The sequence below is a fragment of the bacterium genome (assembly GCA_040753085.1).
Lineage (GTDB): Bacteria > UBA9089 > JASEGY01 > JASEGY01 > JASEGY01 > JASEGY01.
The window spans coordinates 1-22,291 of sequence record JBFMHI010000008.1 but is presented as its reverse complement, the minus strand read 5'-3'; the positions used below and the strand labels follow the sequence as shown (position 1 = coordinate 22,291).

Here is a 22,291-nt window from a genome sequence, read left to right as displayed (position 1 = left end):
AAATAAACTGGAAACCAAAATAGCCATCGCTTTCATTACATGTTTTAAGTCTACCACCTTAACTCAGCTTTGTCAAGGATAAAAGTCAAAAAAGCGGTAAGTTAATTGATCAGGGGGAGATTAATGCACGACTGCCAATTTGCCTATGGCCTTACCCTTTGGACCTTTGAGGAGGTAAATGTAAATGCCGCTGGCCAGTCTCTCGCCTTGTTCATTAGTTGGATTAATCCAGGTAAACACCTTTTGCCCATTGGCATTGTTATCTTCTAAGGTATCAATAGAGAGGGTTTGAGCTAATTCACCCGCCGGCGTATAAATCCAAATCTTACCGCCGACTGAAATATCGCCTTCAAAGGTAAGCTGGTTATGTTCCCTATAAAAAAAAGGATTGGGATAAACCATAAGACCATTTGATACTGGCAACGCCTCTGAGAAAAGTGGCACCTTAACCTCGTTAGAATGTTTTGACCTCCTGCCCAAATTATCGTAAGCCCTGACCCGATAATAATAAGCTTTCTCCGCCTCCAGGCCGGTGTCCTGATAAGTGGTCTCATCCCGGCCTACCGCAGCCAACTCAGCATACCTCCCCCCCTCAGTCTTTCTTTCAATGGAAAAACCGTCTTCTTCAGGATCTTCCGAGTTATCCTGCCAGGTTAGTTTAACCTGACGGTCTGATAAACGCTTCCCCGTGAGATTGGTGGGAGGCGGGAGAGCGACCTTAGCCAAGGCTTCGTTTGACGGATCGGATTCTCCCTGAGCATTTACCGCCCTGACCTGGTAATAGTAGTCAGACCCCGGGTCAAAATCCGAATCATTGTAAGTAGTCTCATTAGCGCCCACCACGGACAGCGTGTAGTAATCGTTTCCGTTTCTACTTCGCTCAATCTTAAAGTGGCTCTCATTATCAGAATTATCAGTCCAGGTCAACTTAATCCGGCGGTCTGATACAACCTCGGCTGAAAGACCGGCCGGTGGATTCGGAGCCAAACAGCAGTCAGAAAGGCAGACCTCATTGGATGGCTCTGAGGCGCCGTATTCATTTTTGGCCCTAACCTGATAACAGTAGTCGATCTTTGGAGTAACAGAATCCAGGTAAGTGGTAATCCCAGGACCGACCGCCGCTCTCTGAGAGTAAGACCCGCCCTCGATCCTTCTTTCGATGACAAACTCTTGCTCATCAATGGATCTATCCTGCCACTGGAGTTCAACCTGGCTATCCTCTACCTTCCGGAGGGAGAGATTTGCCGGAGCCATAGGTAAACCAGCCAGGCCAAAAGATGGGTGAATATCCCTGGCCGAGTGGTTAGTCAGATTCTTCGGCTCTCCCCCCTGGGCGATATTGATAAGATATATCTCCTGGTGGCCGTCACGATCAGAGGTGAAGGCAATCAGATTTCCGTTGGGCGAAAAGGCGGCATCCATATCAGCCGATGAACGGTTGGTTATATTTTCCAGATTTTCGCCGTTACTATCTATTACATAGATTTCGTCATTCCCGTTTTGGTTAGAGCTAAAGGCGATCCTGGCGCCATCCGGGGAAAAACACGGCTGAGAGTTATCCACCGGATAGTTAGTGGAGGTTAAGGGGGAAACCCCATAGCCATTCACATCCATAGTATAGATCTCGTTGTTGCCATCCTGATCAGAGACAAAGAGAATCTGAGTGCCATCAGGGGAAAAGGCAGGCGAATGATCCTGGGCTGTATTTTGGGTCAACTGGGTCGGCGGCTCTGGATCGTTCACCTTCAGCCAATAGATCTCATAATCACCATCCCGATTGGAGCTGAAGACTATCTGAGTTCCATCAGGCGAAAAGGCAGGCTCAATATCCTCAGCCGGATCACTGGTTAATCTTGTCAAGCTGGTCCCTCCCGCCCCCATCAAGTAGATATCATAACTACCTTCTCGATCGGAAACAAAGACCACTTTAGTTCCATCGGGAGAGATGGCCGGCTGCCAATCCTGGGCCTCGGGTGCATCAGTCAGTTGAGTCACTGCCCCCCCATTATCATCCATCAGGTAGACTTCATAATCCCCTGTTCTATCCGAGGCAAAGGCCAACTTGACCGGGGAGATTTCTGGCAAAGGAGACGTGGCAACCGAAGCTATGTTGGAATATTCGGAATCGCCTGTTTTATCACTGGAGGCCCTCACTCGATAGTAATAAGTTGTAGAATGGCTTACCTCAATATCGTGATATTGATTTACCTCCGCCCCCACCTTTTTGATCTGAACCCAGTTATCGGGCAGGTCAAGACGTCGTTCGATCTTAAAGCCGTCTTCATTCAGGGAATTATCCTGCCAGAAAAGATCTATCCGGCTGCTGGAAACAGCGTTTGCCGTAAGGTCACTGGGCGGCACTGGAGGTGACGGCGGGGTCTGAAGAGAAACTATATTGGAATAGGCCGAATCCCCCCCTTGATTGTAGGCCCTGACCCGATAGTAATATGAAGTCTCCGGATTAACATCAGTATCCTGATAAACAGTCACCCCGGCAAAGACAGTATCTATTTGGTCAAATGACCCGGCCGCCCCTGTTCTCTTCTCAATCTTAAAACCTGTTTCATTAGTCGAATTATCCCGCCAGGTTATCTTTATCTGGTTATGAAGCACTTCCTGTCCCCGCAAATTGTCCGGCGCCGCCGGCAGAGAACCAGGCGTGGTGGCCGAGGCCTCATTGGAATACCCCGAATGCCTGGCCCCCTCATAAGCCCTGACCTGGTAGTAATAAGTGGTCTCTGATTCCAGACCGCTGTCTAAATAGGTCGTGGCATTAGCCGGAGTAGCGCCTATTTGATTCCAGATATTACTGCCCTTTTTTCGCCTTTCGATCTTAAATCCGGTCTCATTAGTAGAATTATCCATCCAATTGAGCCTGATCTGACTACTTGATTCAGCCGCGGCCGAGAGATTATCCGGCGGCGCCAACGGTCCCGGCGTAATAGCACAGGCCTCATTGGACAGACCAGACTCACCATAGTTATTGTAGGCCTTGACTTGATAGCAGTAAGTCGTTTCAGATTCAAGGTTGGAGTCAGTATAAGTCGTCACATTAGCCGGCAGCCGGGTTAGTTCACCGAAGGTCTCACCTAACTTTCTCTTTTCAATAATAAAACCGAGCTTATCTCCAGGGCGGCTCTGCCAGGCAAGCTCAATTCCAGTTTCTGATATGGCGGTGGCCTTTAGATTGTAAGGGGACTGAGGTGGCCCGCCTATTACCTCCACCCGGGCTGGAATGATTTCCCCAATAGGGATTGGATTGGTGAGACTATCTCCCATATTAAATTCCGGTAATTGAAGCTCACTTACGGCTCCATTAGTCCCTATCGCTTTAAATTCTATTATGGCCACTGAACCTTCTCCGCTTACGCCCGCCGTTCCGGGCAGATTAATGATGGCCATCAGCCACCCCTCTCCATTTTGAATGTTAGCCATAGGTTCCACTACCGGAGAGGTTAACGTTCCTTTGTTTACCGGAGGAACCACCTGGAGGACAGAGGGGTTAAATTCCAATTTAAACCGGAGAATATCCAGGCTGGTCACATGGCTGACCTCTATTGAGGCTTCAAAGGTAGTTCCATAGGAAACAGTGGCTGGAGCTACGACTTTGACCATCACGCCCGTGGTGAGACACACTTCATTAGTATAGTTTGATTCTCCGCATTCATTATAGGCCCTAACTCGGTAGCAATAAGCCACCTCTGGGTTAAGTCCGCTGTCGCTGTAAGAAGTGACATTAGCGTCCACTATGCCTATCTGAGTAAAGCTGGTTCCCTTTTGGCTTCTTTCAATCTTATATCCGGCCTCATTATCTGAATCCGGCCAGGAAAGATTTACCTGGGTAAATGAGACCGCCTCTCCTGTCAGCCCTAAGGGAGATTCAGGACTCCCCTGAGCGGTAATAGTGGTCTCATTAGAATAATCAGAATCACCAGCCTCGTTGTAAGCCTTGACCCGGTAAGAATAAGAGATACAGGGTGATACGCCCGTATCTATGTAACTTTTGACGTTGGTGGGAACAGCGGCTATCTCAGAATATAGTCCACTGGTGGCTAGGCTTCTTTCGATCTTAAAACCAGCTTCGTTATCAGAATTGTCCCACCACCCCAGCTCCACCTGGCGGCTGGATATAATCGCCGCCGTAAGATGGGTTGGGGGAACAGGTAAAGAAGGGCAGCAGGTAGGTGTAACTTCATTGGAATAACCGGATTCACCAAAATCATTGTAGGCCTTGACCCGATAATAGTAAAGAGTACCGGGAGAAAGACCCCTATCGGTATAAGTAGTGATGTTAGCGGGGAGAATAGCTATCACCGCATAAGGAGAGGTTTTTCTTTCGAGAATAAAGCCTGTTTCATTATAGGCGTTGTCCTGCCAGGCGAGGGTGATACTATTCTGCCCAAATCTAGTTACGCTCAAATTAGTGGGTGAAGGCGGTGGGCTGCCGGTTATGGTCACCTGGACCGGCCGGACCGAATCAACCTGAATATTACTACCCGCCTTATCTACTAACATTAGGCTATCCAGTTCGATCCGGCTTGAGTCTCCGACGGCCCCTATGGCCTCAAAACCGAACTTGACCAATCCTCCAGAGCCGCTTACCCCGCCGGGGATATTGATCCAGAGGGTGCTTTTGCCTGAGGCATTAGTAGAACTGATAGTTGGATTGAGGGAAGATATCAAATCCCCCGCCTCCGTGGAAATAAGCCGAAGGACAGTTGGGTCAAAGCTCATCCGGAAGCTGACCAGACTCAGATCATCAACCGCCGTCACTTCTACCACGGCCTTAAAGCTGGCCTGAGTAACTACAGTCTCAGGGGCATTAATCTTGAGCCCGGTTTCTCTAAGGGTAGTGGCTGAGGCCTCACTGGAATAAGGCGAATCGCCTTGATTGTTCCAGGCCTTGACCCGATAAAAATAGGTGGTCTTGGGATTAAGCCCCTGGTCCTGATAGACGGTCACATTGGCCGACACCTCACCAATTTGAGAAAATCCCGCCCCACCGCCCGTAAGACTCCGTTCTACCTTGAACCCCCGCTCGTTATTAGCCGAATTTTCATTCCAGGTCAGATCAATCTGGTTAGGCGAAACAGCCGCCGCCTTGAGATTGGTCGGTTTTGGCGGAGGCATCTCGGTGGTAGTGGCACACCTCTCATTTGACCAGTCTGAATAGCCATGGTTGTTATAAGCCCTCACCCGATAACAGTAAGTAGTCTCCGGAGACAAAGGCTGATCAGAATAGAAAGTAACCCCAGCGGAGATAGTGGCCAGCCAGCTATATCCGCCTGTGCCTTTTTTTTGTTCAATCTCAAAGCCGGCTTCATTAGTTGAATTATCCGACCAGCTCAGATCGATCCTGGTCAGGGAAATGACCTCCCCCTTAAGGTTAGTCGGCGGAGCAGGCTTATCATCAATAATCTTTATCTTCACCTCCGTCCCCACCACAGAGTTTACTACTATCTCCTGACCGGCCGCATCTCCCAGCGAGATGTCCGAGATATCAATCTTACCTACCGAGGAGGGCGGTCCAATGGCCTTGAACTTTGCCTCCATCAAGGTTCCGGCTCCGCTTACCCCAGGGCCCTCAGGCAGATCAAAGAAAAACCAGGCGCCTGACAGGCTGCTGATTGAACTGGCCCCCGAGATCAAACTCCCCTTATCTAAGGAGAGAAGTTTAAAAAGATTAGAGTCAAAGTCAAGCTGGATATTCCCGTGATCAAGGGAGCTTATCTGATTTATATTTACGGCGGCTGTGAAAGCGCTGTCGTAAATAACCTCAGCCGGGGCATTAAGGCTGACCACCATAAGCTGCACTAGTTGAAAGTTGGCCGTGATGGTTTTCGGAAGATTCATGGTCAAAGAAGTAGAACTGTTTGATCCGGAAAGATCGCCGCTCCAGGCGGTAAAGGCATAGCCGGTAGAGGGAATGGCCTTGACCGCTAAAATTATTCCCTCTTCATACCAGCCGGCGGCCGGGGATATGGTCCCGGCCCCGCCAGGGTTAACTGAAGTAGTTAGCTGATATTCAGTTTTCCAATGCCATGTGATGGTTGAATCTTGAGTGATAGTAAAATCGATGCTTGTTCCGGGGCCGCTGACCGGGACAGAACCGGTTCCGGTCCAGCCGGTGCAGACATAGCGAACACCAGTCCCGTCGCTGACCGGCGAGGTTACTGAAGCGGTAATCGGTGTCCCCGGAGGGTAACAATGTGTCCCTGTGGAAGGAGACGGGCTGTCATAAGCGGAAGATACCGTAAGGGCATACTGGTTGACACAGGCCGTTACCGTGATAATTACCTCATCCGGATTGCTGTCCAGTTGACCGTCATTGACGACTAATCGAAAATGGTAGCGGTCGGGTGTTAATGGGGTAAAGGTTGGCTTCTGAGCAGTGGGATTAGAAAGGGTAACTGCTGGTCCAGCGGTTTGGGTCCATTGATAGGTGAGGGGATTACCATCCGGATCACTGCTTAAGGAACCATCTAAAACAACCAGGCTCCCAAGACCAACCGTTTGATCCGAACCGGCATTAGCCACCGGCGGACGGTTAAAGTTAGCGGTAACTGATTTAGGACCGGACATAATTAGACTAGTCGGATTAGTCATCCCGGAGAGATCACCGCTCCAGCCGGAAAAATGATAGCCGCTCGCCGGCACAGCCGTTAGGGCCACCGATTGACCACTTTCATACCAGCCTGAGGAAGGGCTAATGGTCCCTCCCCCGGCTGGACTAACCGAGGTGGTCAGATAGTATTCTGTCTTCCAGTTCCAGGTTAGAGTGGAATCCTGATTAATGGTAAAAGTGAGGCTGGTATTACTGCCACTGCTCGGCACTGAGCCAGTGCCTATCCAACCCATACAGACATAACGGGTGCCGGCCGGGCCGCTTACGGGAGAGGTCACCGAAGCGGTCACCGATGTCCCCGGGGAATAAGAATGGACTCCGGCTGCAGGCGAGGGGCTGTCGTAGGGAGAAACAACGGTCAGGGTAACTTCTTCTTCGCAGGAGGTATCTCCCTCGATATCCCTGGTTATTGGGGTCCCGGTCGGGTCATTGTAAAACACCTGCCCCCTGAAGCCCTTGCTGCCACTTCCTACCTGAACCTGGTAAGTGATAGTCCGATCAGTTATTCCGGAACCATAGAAAACCCAGCTCACTTTGCCAGTGGCGGGGTTAAAGACATCAGGGTCAGGGTTGGAAGAAATTAGAGTCCAGTTAACCGGGATATACTCCTCGATGATGATCCCCTTAGGTTTGTTAGACTCATCAACATCCACGGCCAGCTCTCCCCCTATGGCGGTCTCAGAGGAACAATCCAGGGTTCTGATAACGGTAACCTGAGGGTTCGATGAAGCCCTTGGAGGACTTCTAAAAAGCGGTGGAGAGAAGGCAGGAACAGAGGCAGGGGCCGAACAAGCCCCACTCCCTCTGGTCCAGATATCAATGGCATCAAGTAAGTCCCAATTATCCACCTGGTTATTCGCCCACCGGTCAATATGGTCTAACAGCTCCCAGTTATCTATCTGATCATCACAGTTATCGTCAGCCCCGTGACACATGCGGCCGCTAAAGTTGGCGGCGACTGACCTGGGGCCGTTCATACTCAGAGGGCTTGGATTGGTTGGGCCGGAGAGGTCGCCCGTCCACCCCAAGAAGGTAAAGCATCCCTCAGGCACAGCCGCCAAGTTAACCGTCTCCCCCGCCTTATACCAACCAGAAGAGGGAGTGACACCTCCGGCCCCTGACGGATTAACTGAGGTGGTCAAATAGTACTCTGTCTTCCAGTTCCAGGTGATGGTAGAATCTTGAGTGAGGTTAAAGAAAACACTTGTGTCAGCGCCGCTGGCCGGGACAGAACCGGTTCCGGTCCAGCCGGTGCAGACATATTGAATCCCGGCTCCGCCACTTACTGGTGAGGTAACCGAGGCAGTGAGAAAAGTGCCACTGTCATACGAATGAGTTCCCACACCAGGCGAAGGGCTCCCATAGATAGAAACGACCGTCAGCCCGCATTGACCGGTTGGGCCTCCGCCTGAGGTGAAATTGGCGGCGACTGACTTGGGACCGTTCATAGTCAGAGAAGCAGGATTGGTCGAACCAGAAAGGTGGCCAGCCCAACCCGAAAAAGTATAGCCTGTCTTTGGGGTAGCGGTGATAGTGACCTGGGTGTCGGCTTCATACCACCCTCCAGAGGTTGGTGATATCTCTCCCCACTCAGGGTTGTTTACGGCGGTGAGGAGCTGGTATTCAACCCGCCACTGCCAGGCAATAGTCGAAGTCTGGGTAATATTGAAAGTAACGGTGGTGCCACCTCCGCTGGCCGGGACTGAACCTGTGCCGGTCCAACCGGTGCAGACATAGCGGGTGGTGCCATTAATAACTGGCGAACTAACCGAAGCCGTGACTGAGGCCCCTGAAGCATAAGAATGAGGGCCTACACCCGGCGCCGGACTTCCATAAATAGAGCTGACCGTAAGGGTGTAGTGAGAGGGAAGGGTAGTCCCTGAGGCCTCGTTGGAATAACCCGAGTTGCCCGCCCCATTATAGGCCCTGACCCGGTAGGTATAAGTTGTCTCCGGATTAAGGCCCGTATCAAGATAAGTGGTAGTATTGGCCGCCGGTATCTCGGCTACTGGAATATAGGCACCCCCGGCCGTCTTTCTCTCGATCCGGAAACCGGTCTCATTATTAGCATTGTCCGACCAATTAAGCCTGAGGGAGTAAATGCCAGTATCAGAAAGGCTAAGATTGGACGGGGCCGCGGGAAAGGTGTCATTAGTCGTGGCGTTGGCCACATTCGAGGGAGCCGAGTGGCCGAGGCCATTATAGGCTTTTACCCGGTAGTAATAAGTGGTTCTGGGAGTAAGCCCCGTATTGCTGTAAGTAGTTGTTCCCGTATCTACCTCGCCAACCTTAGAAAAAGGACCGCCCTCAGCCGAACCCCTCTCAATAATAAAGCCATCCTCATTACCGGAGTTGTCTGCCCAAAAAAGATCAATTCGACTGTCTGAAATAGCCGCCGCCTGGAGGTTGCCGGGTGGGGCAGGTGGGACATCGTTAGTCGTAGCCAAGGCCGTATTAGAATAACCTGAATTCCCAGCGTTGTTATAGGCCCTGACCTGATAGTAGTAAATTGTATTTGGAGAAAGACCTGTATCAATAAATTGATTCACATTAGCTGAAGAAGCGCCTATTTCCGTAAAGGAGGTAGCGGCTGTTCGGCGTTCGATCTTAAAACCGGTTTCATTATTCGAGTTATCGGTCCAATCAAGGGTGATCTGGCTGCTTGAATTAGGGGTGGCCCTCAATCCGCTGGGGGCATTAGGTGGGATATCTAGGGTGGTGGTATCAGCCGCATTGGAATAAGGGGACCAATTCTTATCTCCGGCGATATTCACACTCCAGGCCCTGACCCTGTAGTAATAATGGGTATTAGGATCAAGGCCGGTGTTGCTGAAGTTGGTTACTCCAGCGCCCACCGTATCTATCAAACTGTAAGAGGGTTGGGTCTCTGTCTTTCTTTCGATCTCAAAGCCGGCTTCATTATTTGAATTATCCGTCCAGTTGAAATCTATCTTGTTAGCCGTAACACCGGAAAGAACCAGGCCGGTTGGTGCGGTGGGCGGATTATCGTAAGTGGTGGCCTCCGCGGTCGAGGAATACCCGGAAACACCAATAGCATTAAAGGCCCGTATCTGGTAATAGTAAGTAGTATTGGTAGAAAGGCCGGTATGAGAGTAAGAAGTGGTGTTGGCCGAAACAGTATCTATGTCGGCAAAGGAAGTTGTGGCTGTTCTGGCCTGAATGGCATAGCCCGCCTCATTAGCAAGATCATTCCAGGCCAGATCGATTCGACTGGTTGATTTAGAGGTAGCCGTCAGCCCGGTAGGGTTGGAGGGGGCCACGTCCTGGGTGGTGGCACATGACTCGTTGGAGGCATTTGAATCACCCACCGCATTACGGGCCTTTACCCGGTAACAATATTGAATGTTGGGAGCTAAACCCGTATCAAACCATTCTTCCGTATTAGCAGAGACAGTAGTCACTTCACTATAGGATGACGCCCCGGGAGCTTTCCTTTCAATAACAAAGACGTCCTCATTATCCGAGGAGTCTGTCCAGTTTAGTCTGATCTGGCTGCTCGACACGGTGGTGGCCGTCAGATTGGTTGGCGGCGAAGGTGGGCCCATAATCTGAACCGTAGTAGGCGTTATAGAATCGACCGGTATTTCTTTACCAGAGACCTCCTTTAGAAAAATCCTGTAGGAAACAAGAGGGTTCTGAGGCTCTGCCGTCAGACCTATCTTGGCGGTTCCGCTAACCCCAGATCTTACCTGAAACTTTACCTTGACCACCGAGCCGGACCCGGTGACGCCCACCGGAGAAGTTCCCGACTCACGGACAAGAAGGTTAGCGTAGCCTTTCCCCTGCCAATTTGGCTCATTGTCAACATAACCGCCTACATAGGTCCCTGGTCTGGTCATCAGATCTCCCACCTCGTAAGCCTTGACCTCAAGACGGGTGGCATCAAACTCCACGGCATTAAGATGGACACTGGACATAGGGCTGTCAACCTGATCCACATCCACGGTGACCCAGAAGGTCTCTCCTGGTGAGAGAGCCGTGCGGGAGGGGTTAAAGGTGACATTGACGCCTGCCTCGGCATCGCCTATCCCTAAACCAAAAATGACCCCTAAAGTTAAGAATAAGGTAGCTATTATCGTCGGTTTTCTAATCTTCATTAATCAGCCTCCCCTTCTAATTCGGAGCTCGATGCTCGATGCTCGATCCTCGACGCTCGATACTCCCTGCCTTAATCTTCATTAATCAGCCTCCCCTTCTAATTCGGAGCTCGATGCTCGATCCTCGATGCTCGATACTCCCTGCCTCTTATTGATACAGCAATTTTTGTGCCAACTATCTATAAATTTTTTGTAACTATTCAGGCAAATAGGCTGAAGACTGAAGGCTAATCATCTGTTCTCCGCATTTATTCCTAAAAGCCTTCAGCCTTCAGCCTATTTACCTGCTTTTATCTTTCAGGGATATGTAAAATTCAGTTAACTTGGGGAGGGAAATATTTCGTCAACTATTTATCAAAGTGGAGATTATACCACCTGTAAATAAACACCAATGATTGTAAGAGTTCTTGTCTCTTATTCTATCTATTCCCTATCTCAAACTCCCTCATCCAGATGAAGCTTAGCCTTCGACCGCATTCATCTCCCTCCTTTTTTATTTGTAACTATTCAGCCAGTAAGGCTCTAAGACACAAAGGCAATAGGCAATAGTCCCTTTGGTCCTTTTAGTCCTTTTGGTCCTTTTAGTCCTTTTGGTCCTTTTGGTCCTTTTAGTCCTTTTAGTCCTTTTAGTCCTTTTAGTCCTTTTGGTCCTTTTAGTCCTTTTGGTCCTTTTGGGTTAAAGAGCCAATAGCCAATAGGGAAGAATGCCCTATTGGCTATCACCTTCGCCCCTACTGCTCCTGCCGGCGAAATCTAAGATAATCTCGAAAGAAAGGATCCACCATTCGATAGTTACCGTTTTCCCCCCGATAAATGTAACCCCGACGTTCTAAATTTGTTAAGGCTCGATAAACAGTTTGTTTATTAAGTCCCAATTTATAAGGAGACGCCTCTTCTAAGGCCACACTTTTTAACACTAAAAGGGCATATTTTCTTTCCCTCAATCTATTCCAAAGGTCCTCAAAGTAAGCCTTCTCGCCTAAGATTACCCGGTAATGACATTCTTTTATATCCGCCTCATCCACCTTAGCTTTCTCTCCCTTAACCGCCAGGTAGATAGTTTGACATAAAAGTTGAGTGTAGAAAGGATGACACCCTGTCAGGCCTAATATCTTGTCAATCAACTCATCCTGGACTCTAATCTTTAATTTAGAAAATGTGTCACCTATATATCTGGCAAAGGCCCCCAAAGGTATCTCTTTTAGACGAAATATCCTGCCAAATCGAAAAAAAGCGCTGCTCTTACCCAAAAAGAGTTCATTCATCAAACTCTCCTGACTCCCGGAAAAGATATAGGAAACATTCTTGTGCCTCTGAAACTTAGCCCTCATCTTTTTTAACAGGGATTCTCCGTTTAACTTGACTAAATCGGAAAATTCATCATAAGCAAAGACGAGCCGTCTGCCTTTTTTGACCGCAAATTCCTCAGGAAAGTCCAGACTACTCTCCAGAAGCTCATTCTCGTCTCTCTGCATATTTGAAAAAGCTATGGTATATTCAAACTCAGAAATGGTCTGCTTTATTTCAATCTGCTTCAGGGCATTAACTACATCCTCCTTTAACTGACGAATAAAATGCTTAATCCTAACATTTTCAAGGGTTGAATCAACAATCTTCTCAGCCAGTTCCTTCTTAGATAAGACATCAAACAAATCCACTAACCCCACCAAAACACCCGCCCCTTTCAAACGCCGAAGGACTTCCAGTAAAACAGAACTTTTTCCAAATCTCCGAGGGGCAATAAGAATTACACTCTGCCCTAATTTTACCAGATCACAAATATCCGCCACATCCTTTTCTCGACCTATTAAGTCTTCTCCCGTGACTGGAACCCCTGTAGGGAATGGAAGCTGCGTCATTATCCTCTCCCGTAAGCATCTTTTGTTTACCTTTAATAGTGCTTACTAAATGGTAAGCTAATATTGATTACTTATTATAATAAATAGTTGGGGAGATGTCAAGCAAAATCTCACCCTAAAGACGATCACTGCCCCTTACAGCAAAAGACCCCGGTCTTCTAAGAGAAGCGCCGGGGTCTTTGGTTTATCGATGCTGGTGGTGGATAAACCCACCACCAGCTTCCTACAGTGACAGTCCCTCATTACTTCAGGACTATCATCTTCCTGGTCGAGGTGAAATCACCGGCCTTGATCTGGTAGAGATAGACGCCGCCGGATACCTCCACCCCGGCATTGTCTCTTCCATTCCAGAAGGCGGCCTTCTCCTTGTCTACATAAGAACCGACCGCCAGCTTGCCCAGATCCAGGCTCCTGATCAATTGGCCGGACAGGTTGTAGATATTGATGGTTACCTGGGCCTCCGTAGCCAGATCAAAAGGAATCAAGGTCTCTGGATTGAGAGGATTGGGGAAGTTCTGGTAAAGCCTCGTCCTGGTAGGAATAGCCCGGCTCACTTGGCCGGTTATTATCGTGGTCACATCCGCCCCAATAAGCGTGGCCTCAGCACTGCTCAGGGCGACCTGATTAATGGAGAACTCTCCCTCGCCTACAAAGCCGACCTTGAAGATAGAGCCTGAGCCACTTACCCCACTCACACCGGCCATATTCAGGATCATCCGCAGCCGGCCGTCCTCCAGGTTGAAGATCGGCGTGGCGCCTGCGGTCAGGTCTCCAGCCGTGATACCAGTGATCCGGATACCTTTAGCATAGCTTACATCCAGGTAGGCCACGTCTAAGTCGGCTATGCCTTTAACCATAAAGGCCACCTCTCTGACCGTTCCCGTGGCTATCTCTGGGAACTGGATTGGAGCCAGCAGGCCGCTGCAATCCAGTCCGATCAGCAGCCTCTGCAGACAGGTGATGTCACTCTCATTAAACTCACCATTACCTGTAGTATCCAGGTTAAAGACGTTGCAGACCGGATAGTCAGGGTGGCCAACGAGGGCATATTCCATATAGGTTACATCCGCAACCTCGGTATCACCATCACAGTCGGCATCACCCGGGCGGGGATTATATACCCATAGATATAGAAAATCACCGCATTCCCCTACAACAGTGATCGGTTGGGCAGTATTATCGGACATCTGGGTGTTTTCCACTCCCAGAGATGCCCCCCACGGGGGGCTGACGCCCGCGAATTTAACCTCTAAGGTGATTACCTCACATCCCGTGGGGCAATCAACCTTTGGAAGTGGGAGACTACCACCCGGTATATGGATATTAACCTTCAGCGCCCGGCCTGTCGGTGTCTCAACATCGTTATATACCGCGGTGGCTCCGCTGAACTTACTACCCAGGCTTACCGATACGGTTTCCACCTCGATGGTGTCATAGGTGACATCGAACTGGATCGTATTCAGATCCTTCACGTAATCCAGCTTCACCTTAGTATTAGTAGTATTAATAAACGGGCTGGGCACCTGTATCTCATCCTCACCGCCCCCGCACTCCTCAGGACCATTATTGCTCGGACCGTCAACCCAAATATTGGAGACGTTGGTGCTGGCACATGCTGAATCCGAGTCAGAAGTAAGTTGCGTGGGACTACACCCTCCTGTATTGTCGGCCACCGCCGTTATCTTAAAGCAGTAGTTACTACCTCCGACAAGACCTGTCGCCGAGTAAGTATTAGTGGCGCCCGCGGCAACCGGCATGGTATCACCCAGCTTGGCCCAGGCACCTCCATCCTGGCTGGCCCAGATTTCATCCGTGTCCGCACTATCGTCGTTGTCAGTCCAGGTCAGGTCGATCTGACTGAATGACTTGACCTGCAAGCTGAGGCCGGTGGGTTTATTCGGGTCAGTCTCGCAGGTAGTAGCACAGACTGTGGCCGTAGCTGTATCCTCGCTGATACTATTCCAGGCGCTCACGGTATAGCAGTATTGGGTTCCCGGTGTTAAACCTGTATCAGTCGTGTCTACGGTTGATCCACTTCCGGCATGAGCGTCCACCACAATGGTGCCGGTGTTATTAACCGTCCTGTAAACCGTGAAGCTATCCTCCTGCTGGTAGTAGAAGGTCCCGGAATTGTCAGTCCAACTGATCTTGATGGAATCCGTATCCACCTCTGAGAGTGAAAGCCCAGACGGTGGCAGTGGATTCGTATCCGTGGTGTTGGTGCAATTAGAATCCTCCCAATGGCAGGTGGCTTCCGTCGTATCTGATCCGTTGTAATACTCAACATAAGCCCTTATCTGGTAATAGTAACAGGTCTTGGGAAGAAGACCTATACTATCAGGATAGTCCGTAAGAGCCGAACCCACCAGCTTGATGGCCGAGCCATCCGGGACATAGTTAGCCTTTTCGCAAGTACACGGACAGGTCTCCACCGGGTCATTAGCGGCCGTCCCCTGGACAATATACCTCTGAATGTAGTAACCATCGTTGATCGTCGAGACGTCAGACCAACTGAGATCGATCTGGCGCCAACCATTACTATCAGCCGCCGGGGCATTTGCCATAAGGCCAGACGGTGGTGCCGGCTTGGTAGGAATCACAATCGTATCCGACAGATCTGAGGAACCATATTGATTATCAGCGCTCACCCTGATGGAATACCGGGTGTCTGGCTCTAAGTTATCAAAACACTGGTTAGTAACCGCTCCGGTCCCCGGGTGTTGGGGAGCCGTATCTATTATGGTGAGGGCGCCGCCGCTGATTGAGGCCCAGATCGAGAAGCTGTCCTCATCACTACAACCAGCCGTGGGGGCATTATCGGTCCAGCTAAGGCTAATGGTGGTGTCCGAGCACGTCCAACACGAGGTGGTGCCTTTCAGACCGGTGGGCGCGGCCGGGACGGTGTCGAGCGTAAAGGTATCCACCGTAGACGAATTGGCCGTGCCTACCCCATTCCAAGCCTGAACATAATAGTAATACTGGGTGCACTTAAGCACGCCCGTATCCGTCCAGTCCAGGGGGGTGCCCTTTCCGGATACAGCCGGGAAATCCCAGACATCGTTAAAGGTTACGTTATCCGTGCTCCTCTTCACCTTAAAGCCATCCTCATTACAGGAGTTGTCGGTCCAGGTGAGTTTAATGGAATCGTAGGCGACATTACTTAAGGTAAGATTAATAGGCGCAGCAGGCGCACTGGCCGTGCCTCCCCAGGTGGGATACCGATCATGGTAACTATTGTTGGTTAATCTTGTTACATTGACGGGATCGCCGCCACCGCTGGGAATGGTGTAGATTTCACCCTTATTATCATCACGGTAAGAGGTGAAAACTATCCTGCTCCCATCAGGAGAATAAAAAGGATACTGGTCCACCGCAGTGTTGGTAGTGACCTGAGTGGGGCTGCCGCTCCCGCCGGCAGGCATGGTGTAGATATCATAGTTACTACTGTTATCAGGATTACTTCGGTTGGAAGCAAAGACAATCTGGGTGCCGTCAAAACTATAGGCCGGATCGATATCGTTAGCCCAGTTGTTAGTCAGGTTAATCTCGCCACCCCCTCCATAGTCCATCTGGTAAATCTCCCAGTTATCATTGTCCCCCTCTTCATCGGTCGCAAAGATGATATACTTGCCGTCCGGGGAGATGGAAGGCCATTGATGATTTGCACCCCAGAAAACATAATACGGACCATCTGGGCCACTTCCAGATAGATTAGTGGTATAGATCCCCCACCACCAGACACCCCCAGTAAGTTTACGACGGCAAAAAGCCACTTGACCACAGGGTCCCAAAGCCGGGTATTGACCGTCGTCAATTATCTTAGTCTCTGGACCGCCGTTCGTTTTATAGTAAACATCATACTGTATCCCATCCCACTTAGCATAAACGACCTTTGACCCATCATAGGCCGCCGAAGGATGGACCTCATTGGTATCAGCCGAGTCGGTCTTTTGGGTTGAGTCGCTCTCATTGTTGGTCATGGTATAGAGGTTCCAGTTAGTATCAGGAACCAGATTCTGATCTTGCTGCCAGATGATATTATTACTTACATCCGCCTGGGCCAAACCTAGGCCTACTAATATCAGCACCAAGGCTAACGCTACGGCTGAAATCAAAAACTTCTTTCGCTTATCGGTCATTACAACCTCCAGAGGGTAAGAGTCTCGCTCATCCCCTTTCAAATTGGTTTTGGATTAGGGGTCAATAGTGCCTTGTCACGTTAGTATTTATGGGTAAAGTCTCTTTAGTAGGGGCGAATAATTATTCGCCCCTACCTCCTCCTTTTGCAAGGACGATTCGCTAATCGCCCTTACTGTAGGGGCACGTTGCAACGTGCCCCTACAGCCTTGTCAAGATAGAAATTATCTGGTAACCGTTCACCTCACCACGGAGATACAGAGATACGGAGAAAAATCTAAAATCATTCTCCCTGTCTCTGTGTCTCTGTGGTGAACGATTACATTACTTATAGTTCGGGATATGGCACAAGCAAAATCTCACGCTAAAGACGATCACTACCCCTTACAACCAAAGACCCCGGTCTTCTAAGAGAAGCGCCGGGGTCTTTGGTTTATCGATGCTGGTGGTGGATAAACCCACCACCAGCTTCCTACAGTGACAGTCCCCCATTACTTCAGGACTATCATCTTCCTGGTCGAGGTGAAATCACCCGCCTTGATCTGGTAGAGATAGACGCCGCTGGATACCTCCGCACCGGCATTGTCTCTTCCATTCCAGAAGGCGGCCTTATCCTTGTCTACATAAGAACCGGCCTCCCGCTTGCCCAGATCCAAGGTCCTGATCAATTGGCCGGACAGGTTGTAGATATTGATGGTTACCTGGGCCTCCGTAGCCAGATCAAAAGGAATCAAGGTCTCTGGATTGAGAGGATTGGGGAAGTTCTGGTAGAGCTTCGTCCTGGTAGGAATAGCCTTGATCACTTCGCCGGCGATCAGCGCGGTCACATCCGCCGAAATAAGATCGGCCTCAGCGCTGCCCAGGGCGACCTGATCTATGGAGAACTCTCCCTCGCCTACAAAGCTGACCTTGAAGATAGAACCTGAGCCACTTACCCCGCTCACACCGGCCATATTCAGGATCATCCGTACCCGGCCGTCCTCGAGGTTGAAGATCGGCGTGGCGCCTTTGGTCAGGTCTCCAGCCGTGATACCCGTGATCTGGATACCTTTACCATAGCTTACATCCAGGTAGGCCACGTCTAAGTCGGCTATGCCTTCAACCATAAAGGCCACCTCTCTGACCGTTCCCGTAGCTGCCTCGGGGAACTGGGTCGGAGCCAGCAGGCCGCTGCAATCCAGTCCAATCAGCAGCCTCTGCAGACAGGTGATGTCATTCTCATTAAACTCACCATTCCCTGTAGTATCCAGGTTAAAGACGTTGCAGACCGGATAGGCAGGGTCACCCACGAGGGCGTATTCCATATAGGTTACATCCGTGACGTCGGTATCACCATCACAGTTGGCATCACCCAGTAGGGGACCAGCCCCCACCGGCACATATAGCGTGTCACCGCATTCGCTCACCACCGTGATCGGGTGGGCCGTATTATCGGACATCTGGGTGTTTATTACATCCAGCAAGGTCCAGGTGTCAGGCGCGAGGCCAGCCACCGTCTTAAGCACTAAGGTGATGACATCACATCCCGTGGGGCAATCAACCTTCGGAAGTGGGGGACCACCCGGTATATGGATATTAACGCTCACTGTCCCCGGAACATCGTTATATACCATGGAGGCTCCGCTGAACTTACTACCCAGGCTTACCGATACGGTTTCCACCACGCTGTTGTCATAGGTGACATCGAACTGGATGGTATTCAGATCCTTCACGTAATCCAGCTTCACCCTAGTACTAAACTGGCTGGGTACCTGTATACCATCAGTATCGTGTCCGCACTCAGAAGCGCCATTATTGCTCGGACCGTCAACCCAAATATTGGAGACGTTGGTGCTGGCACATGCTGAATCCGAGTCAGAAGTAAGTTGCGTGGGACTACACCCTCCTGTATTGTCGGCCACTGCCGTTATCTTAAAGCAGTAGTTACTGCCTCCAACCAGGCCTGTCGCCGAGTAAGTGTTAGTGGCGGGCAGGGCAGCAACCAGAGAAGTGGTATCACCCAGTTTGGCCCATGCGCCTCCATCCTGGCTGGCCCAGATTTCATCCGTGTCCGCATTATCGGCGTTGTCGGTCCAGCTCAGATCGATCTGGCTGGATGAGATAACGTTCTTGCTGAGGCCGGTGGGTTTATTCGGGTCAGTCTCGCAGGTAGTAGCACAGACTGTGGCCGTAGCTGTATCCTCGCTGATACTATTCCAGGCGCTCACGGTATAGCAGTATTGGGTTCCCGGTGTTAAACCTGTATCAGTCGTGCTTACGGTTGATCCACTCCCGGCCTGAGCGGCCACCTCAATGGCGCCGGTGTTATTAACCGTCCTGTAAACCGTGAAGCTGTCCTCCTGCTGGTAGTAGTAGGTTCCGGAATTGTCCGTCCAACTGATCTTGATGGAATCCGTATCCACCTCTGAGAGTGAAAGCCCAGACGGTGGTAGTGGATTCGTATCCGTGGTGTTGGTGCAATTAGAATCCTCCCAATGGCAGGTGGCTTCCGTCGTATCTGATCCGTTGTAATACTCAACATAAGCCCTTATCTGGTAATAGTAACAGGTCTTGGGCAAAAGACCTATACTATCAGGATAGCTGTCAACAGCCGTACCCACCAGCTTGATGGCCGAGCCATCCGGGACGTAGTGAGTAGCCGTATCGCAAGTACTACACGGACACGTCTCCACCGGGTCATTAGCTGCCGTCCCCTGGACAATATACCTCTGAATGTAGTAACCATCGTTGATCGTCGAGACGTCAGACCAACTGAGATCGATCTGGCGCCAACCATTACTATCAGCCGCCGGGGCATTTGCCATAAAGCCAGACGGTGGTGCCGGCTTGGTCGGAATCGTAATCGTATCCGACAGATCTGAGAAACCATATTGATTATCAGCGCTCACCCTGATGTCATACCAGGTGTCCAAAGTTAACCCCTCAAAACACTGATCAGTAACCGCTCCCGTCCCTACGTGTTGGGGAGCCGTATCCATTATGGTGAGGGGGTTACCACTTATGGCGGCCCAAATCGAGAAGCTGTCCTCATCATTACAACCACCGGTGGGGGCATTGTCGGTCCAACTAAGGCTAATGGTGGTATCCGAACAGGTCCAACACGAGGTAGTGCCTGTAAGACCGGTGGGTGCGGCCGGGACGGTGTCGAGCGTAGAGGTATCCACCGTAGAGGAATTGGCCGTGCCTTGCCCATTCCAAGCCTGGACATAATAGTAATAGTGGGTGCACTTAAGCACGCCCGTATCCGTCCAGTCTATTACGTTGTTCTTTCCGGATAAAGCCGGGGTATCCAGGACATCGCTAAAGGTTACATTATCCGTGCTCCTCTTCACCTTAAAGCCATCCTCATTACAGGAGTTGTCGGTCCAGGTGAGTTTAATGGAGTTGTCGGTGACATCACTTAAGCCAAGATTAGTGGGCGCAGCAGGCGCACTGGCCGTGCCTCCCCAGGTGGGATACCGATCATGGTAACTATTGGTGGTTAATCTCGTTACAGCGCCGCCACCGCTGGGAACGGTGTAGATTTCACCCTTGTTATCATCACGGTAAGAGGTGAAAACTATCTTGCTCCCATCAGGCGAATAAAAAGGATACTGGTCCACCGCAGTGTTGGTAGTGACCTGAGTGGGGGTGGGGCTCCCACCGGCAGGCATCGTGTGGATATCATAGTTACCAAGTCGGTTGGAAGCAAAGACAATCTGGGCGCCGTCAAAACTATAGGCTGGATCGATGTCGTTAGCCGCGTTGACCGTCAGGTTGGTCAGGCCAGTCCCATCGAAGTTCATGGAATAAATCTCCCAGTTGAGATTGTCATTGGTTTCATCGGTCCCAAAGATGATATAGGTGCCGTCCGGAGAGATGGAAGGCCATTGATTATTTCCAGCCGCGACACCCTTCGCACCTGATAGGTTACCTCCAGATAGATCACAGGTATAGATCATCAAGTTGCGACAAAAAGCCACCTGATCACAGGGTCCCAGGGCCGGGTATTGACCGTTGTCAATTATCTTAGTCTCTGCCCCGCCGTTCGTCTTATAGTAAATATCGTACTCTGTCCCATCCCACTTAGCATAAACGACCTTTGACCCATCATAGGCCGCTGAAGGATGGATTTCATTGGTATTAGCCGAGTCGGTCTTTTGGGTTGAGTCGCTCTCATTGTTGGTCATGGCATAGAGGTCCCAGTTAGTATCAGGAACCAGATTCTGATCTTGCTGCCAGATGATCTTATTACTTACATCCGCCTGGGCCAAACCTACGCCTACTAATATCAGCACTGAGGCTAACGCTACGGCTGAAATCAAAAAATTTTTTGGCTTATCGGTCATTACAACCTCCTTCTTTTTTTAAGGTTAAGGGGTTCTCTCTTACCCCCTTTCCAACTTGCATTCCGCACTTCCAGAAATGGGTCACTACCCCACCTTACCCCTAAGGCGCCCGACCGTAATACGGTTCCCTTCTTGTTTTCATTTTGATAGAGCCCCTCCTTTCTTCTAAGAGTTATATTCTAAAAAGCAATTGGTTTAAAAAATACCTCCTCCTATCTTCTCAATAAAGGCTTTTGTTGCCTTCAGATAATCCTTAACTGCCTGGGTATCATAAATAAGCCCCCTATAATAACCTGCTATATGTAGGCCATCATAGAGCTTCTCAAATTCTATCATTAACTTCCCATCATGGACTGATAGATGCTTCTTTAATGCATCCCTATAAGCATCTATTGATCTTGGTAGTTCCTTTTTTGTAAAGCCCTTCTTTTCTATAAGATACCAGTTTATTGCCTCAAGAATAGCAAGATAGGCAACACCAAAGACCTCTCTAACCGGTTTGATGTCTGTATATGTATTGTTCTCTCTTGGGATAGACTTTAATATTTCCTTTGCATTATCCAGATATCTTAATGCCTCTTTCATATAAATAAATTGTAGGCGTTCAGCCACTAAGGCACAAACTCGATGCTCGATTCTGGATACTGGATTCTTTACCAGCATCGAGGATCGAGCATCCAGCCTCATGTGCTGAACGGTTACTTTCCGAGATGACTGGTGTTTTCGTTTCAGGAATCGCTGGTAGGATGATAGCTGTAGTTTGTATTAGTCTTAGGTGCCAGTGATCGTGAGATACCTTCTTGGGTTAAGGAGACACTAACCCCTTTTCTTTTTAGTATAGCAAATTTTATGCCAACTAATTAGAATCCGGTCAAAAACTTAACCCCTCTACTGCAATATCTTGATTTACAAAAACTTACGGATGATAAATTTTTAAATTATCCCTTCTTTTCCTCATTTTCCCCTTCCCTCTCGTGTTCAAAAAAAACAACATTTAATTGATTTTTTGAGGGTAAAATAAGTGCAACTATCTGCCCTCACTGATCTCATACGGACGTGTCTATTTTTTTAAGCAGTGTTTATTTTTTTCAACATATCCCCCCCCCGGAAACAATTTCCCCCCTTCTATCGCCTTCAGTTTATCTTCCTGAGTAGTTACCTGAAATAGTAACCGTTCACCTCACCACGGAGATACAGAGACACAAATTTTCGTGTCTTCGTGCC

Annotated in this window: 6 protein-coding genes; all 6 read right to left on the bottom strand. The window is 49.8% G+C overall.

Annotated features, from left to right (window positions below):
• Nucleotides 1-120: 120 nt before the first annotated feature.
• The 6 genes from AB1797_02050 to AB1797_02025 all read right to left on the bottom strand — a co-directional run bounded on the left by AB1797_02050 (nucleotide 121) and on the right by AB1797_02025 (nucleotide 21,754).
• Nucleotides 121-10,743, bottom strand: a complete 10,623-nt coding sequence (locus AB1797_02050; protein ID MEW5766397.1) for a fibronectin type III domain-containing protein — start codon at nucleotides 10,741-10,743, stop codon at nucleotides 121-123.
• A gap of 522 nt (nucleotides 10,744-11,265) precedes the next feature.
• Nucleotides 11,266-11,466, bottom strand: coding sequence for a hypothetical protein (locus AB1797_02045; GenBank protein ID MEW5766396.1), 201 nt, complete (start codon nucleotides 11,464-11,466; stop codon nucleotides 11,266-11,268).
• Between the two features lie 8 nt (nucleotides 11,467-11,474).
• Nucleotides 11,475-12,602, bottom strand: a complete 1,128-nt coding sequence (locus AB1797_02040; GenBank protein ID MEW5766395.1) for an ATP-binding protein — start codon at nucleotides 12,600-12,602, stop codon at nucleotides 11,475-11,477.
• A gap of 242 nt (nucleotides 12,603-12,844) precedes the next feature.
• The gene (locus AB1797_02035) at nucleotides 12,845-16,741 is read right to left on the bottom strand and encodes a FlgD immunoglobulin-like domain containing protein (GenBank protein MEW5766394.1); all 3,897 of its coding nucleotides are present in this window, start codon (nucleotides 16,739-16,741) and stop codon (nucleotides 12,845-12,847) included.
• Between the two features lie 489 nt (nucleotides 16,742-17,230).
• Nucleotides 17,231-21,067: a fibronectin type III domain-containing protein gene (locus AB1797_02030; GenBank protein ID MEW5766393.1), complete on the bottom strand. Its 3,837-nt coding sequence runs from the start codon at nucleotides 21,065-21,067 to the stop codon at nucleotides 17,231-17,233.
• 195 nt (nucleotides 21,068-21,262) lie between these two features.
• Nucleotides 21,263-21,754 carry a DUF5618 family protein gene (locus AB1797_02025; GenBank protein ID MEW5766392.1) on the bottom strand — a complete coding sequence of 164 codons (492 nt, stop codon included), beginning with the start codon at nucleotides 21,752-21,754 and terminating at the stop codon, nucleotides 21,263-21,265.
• Nucleotides 21,755-22,291: the final 537 nt, after the last annotated feature.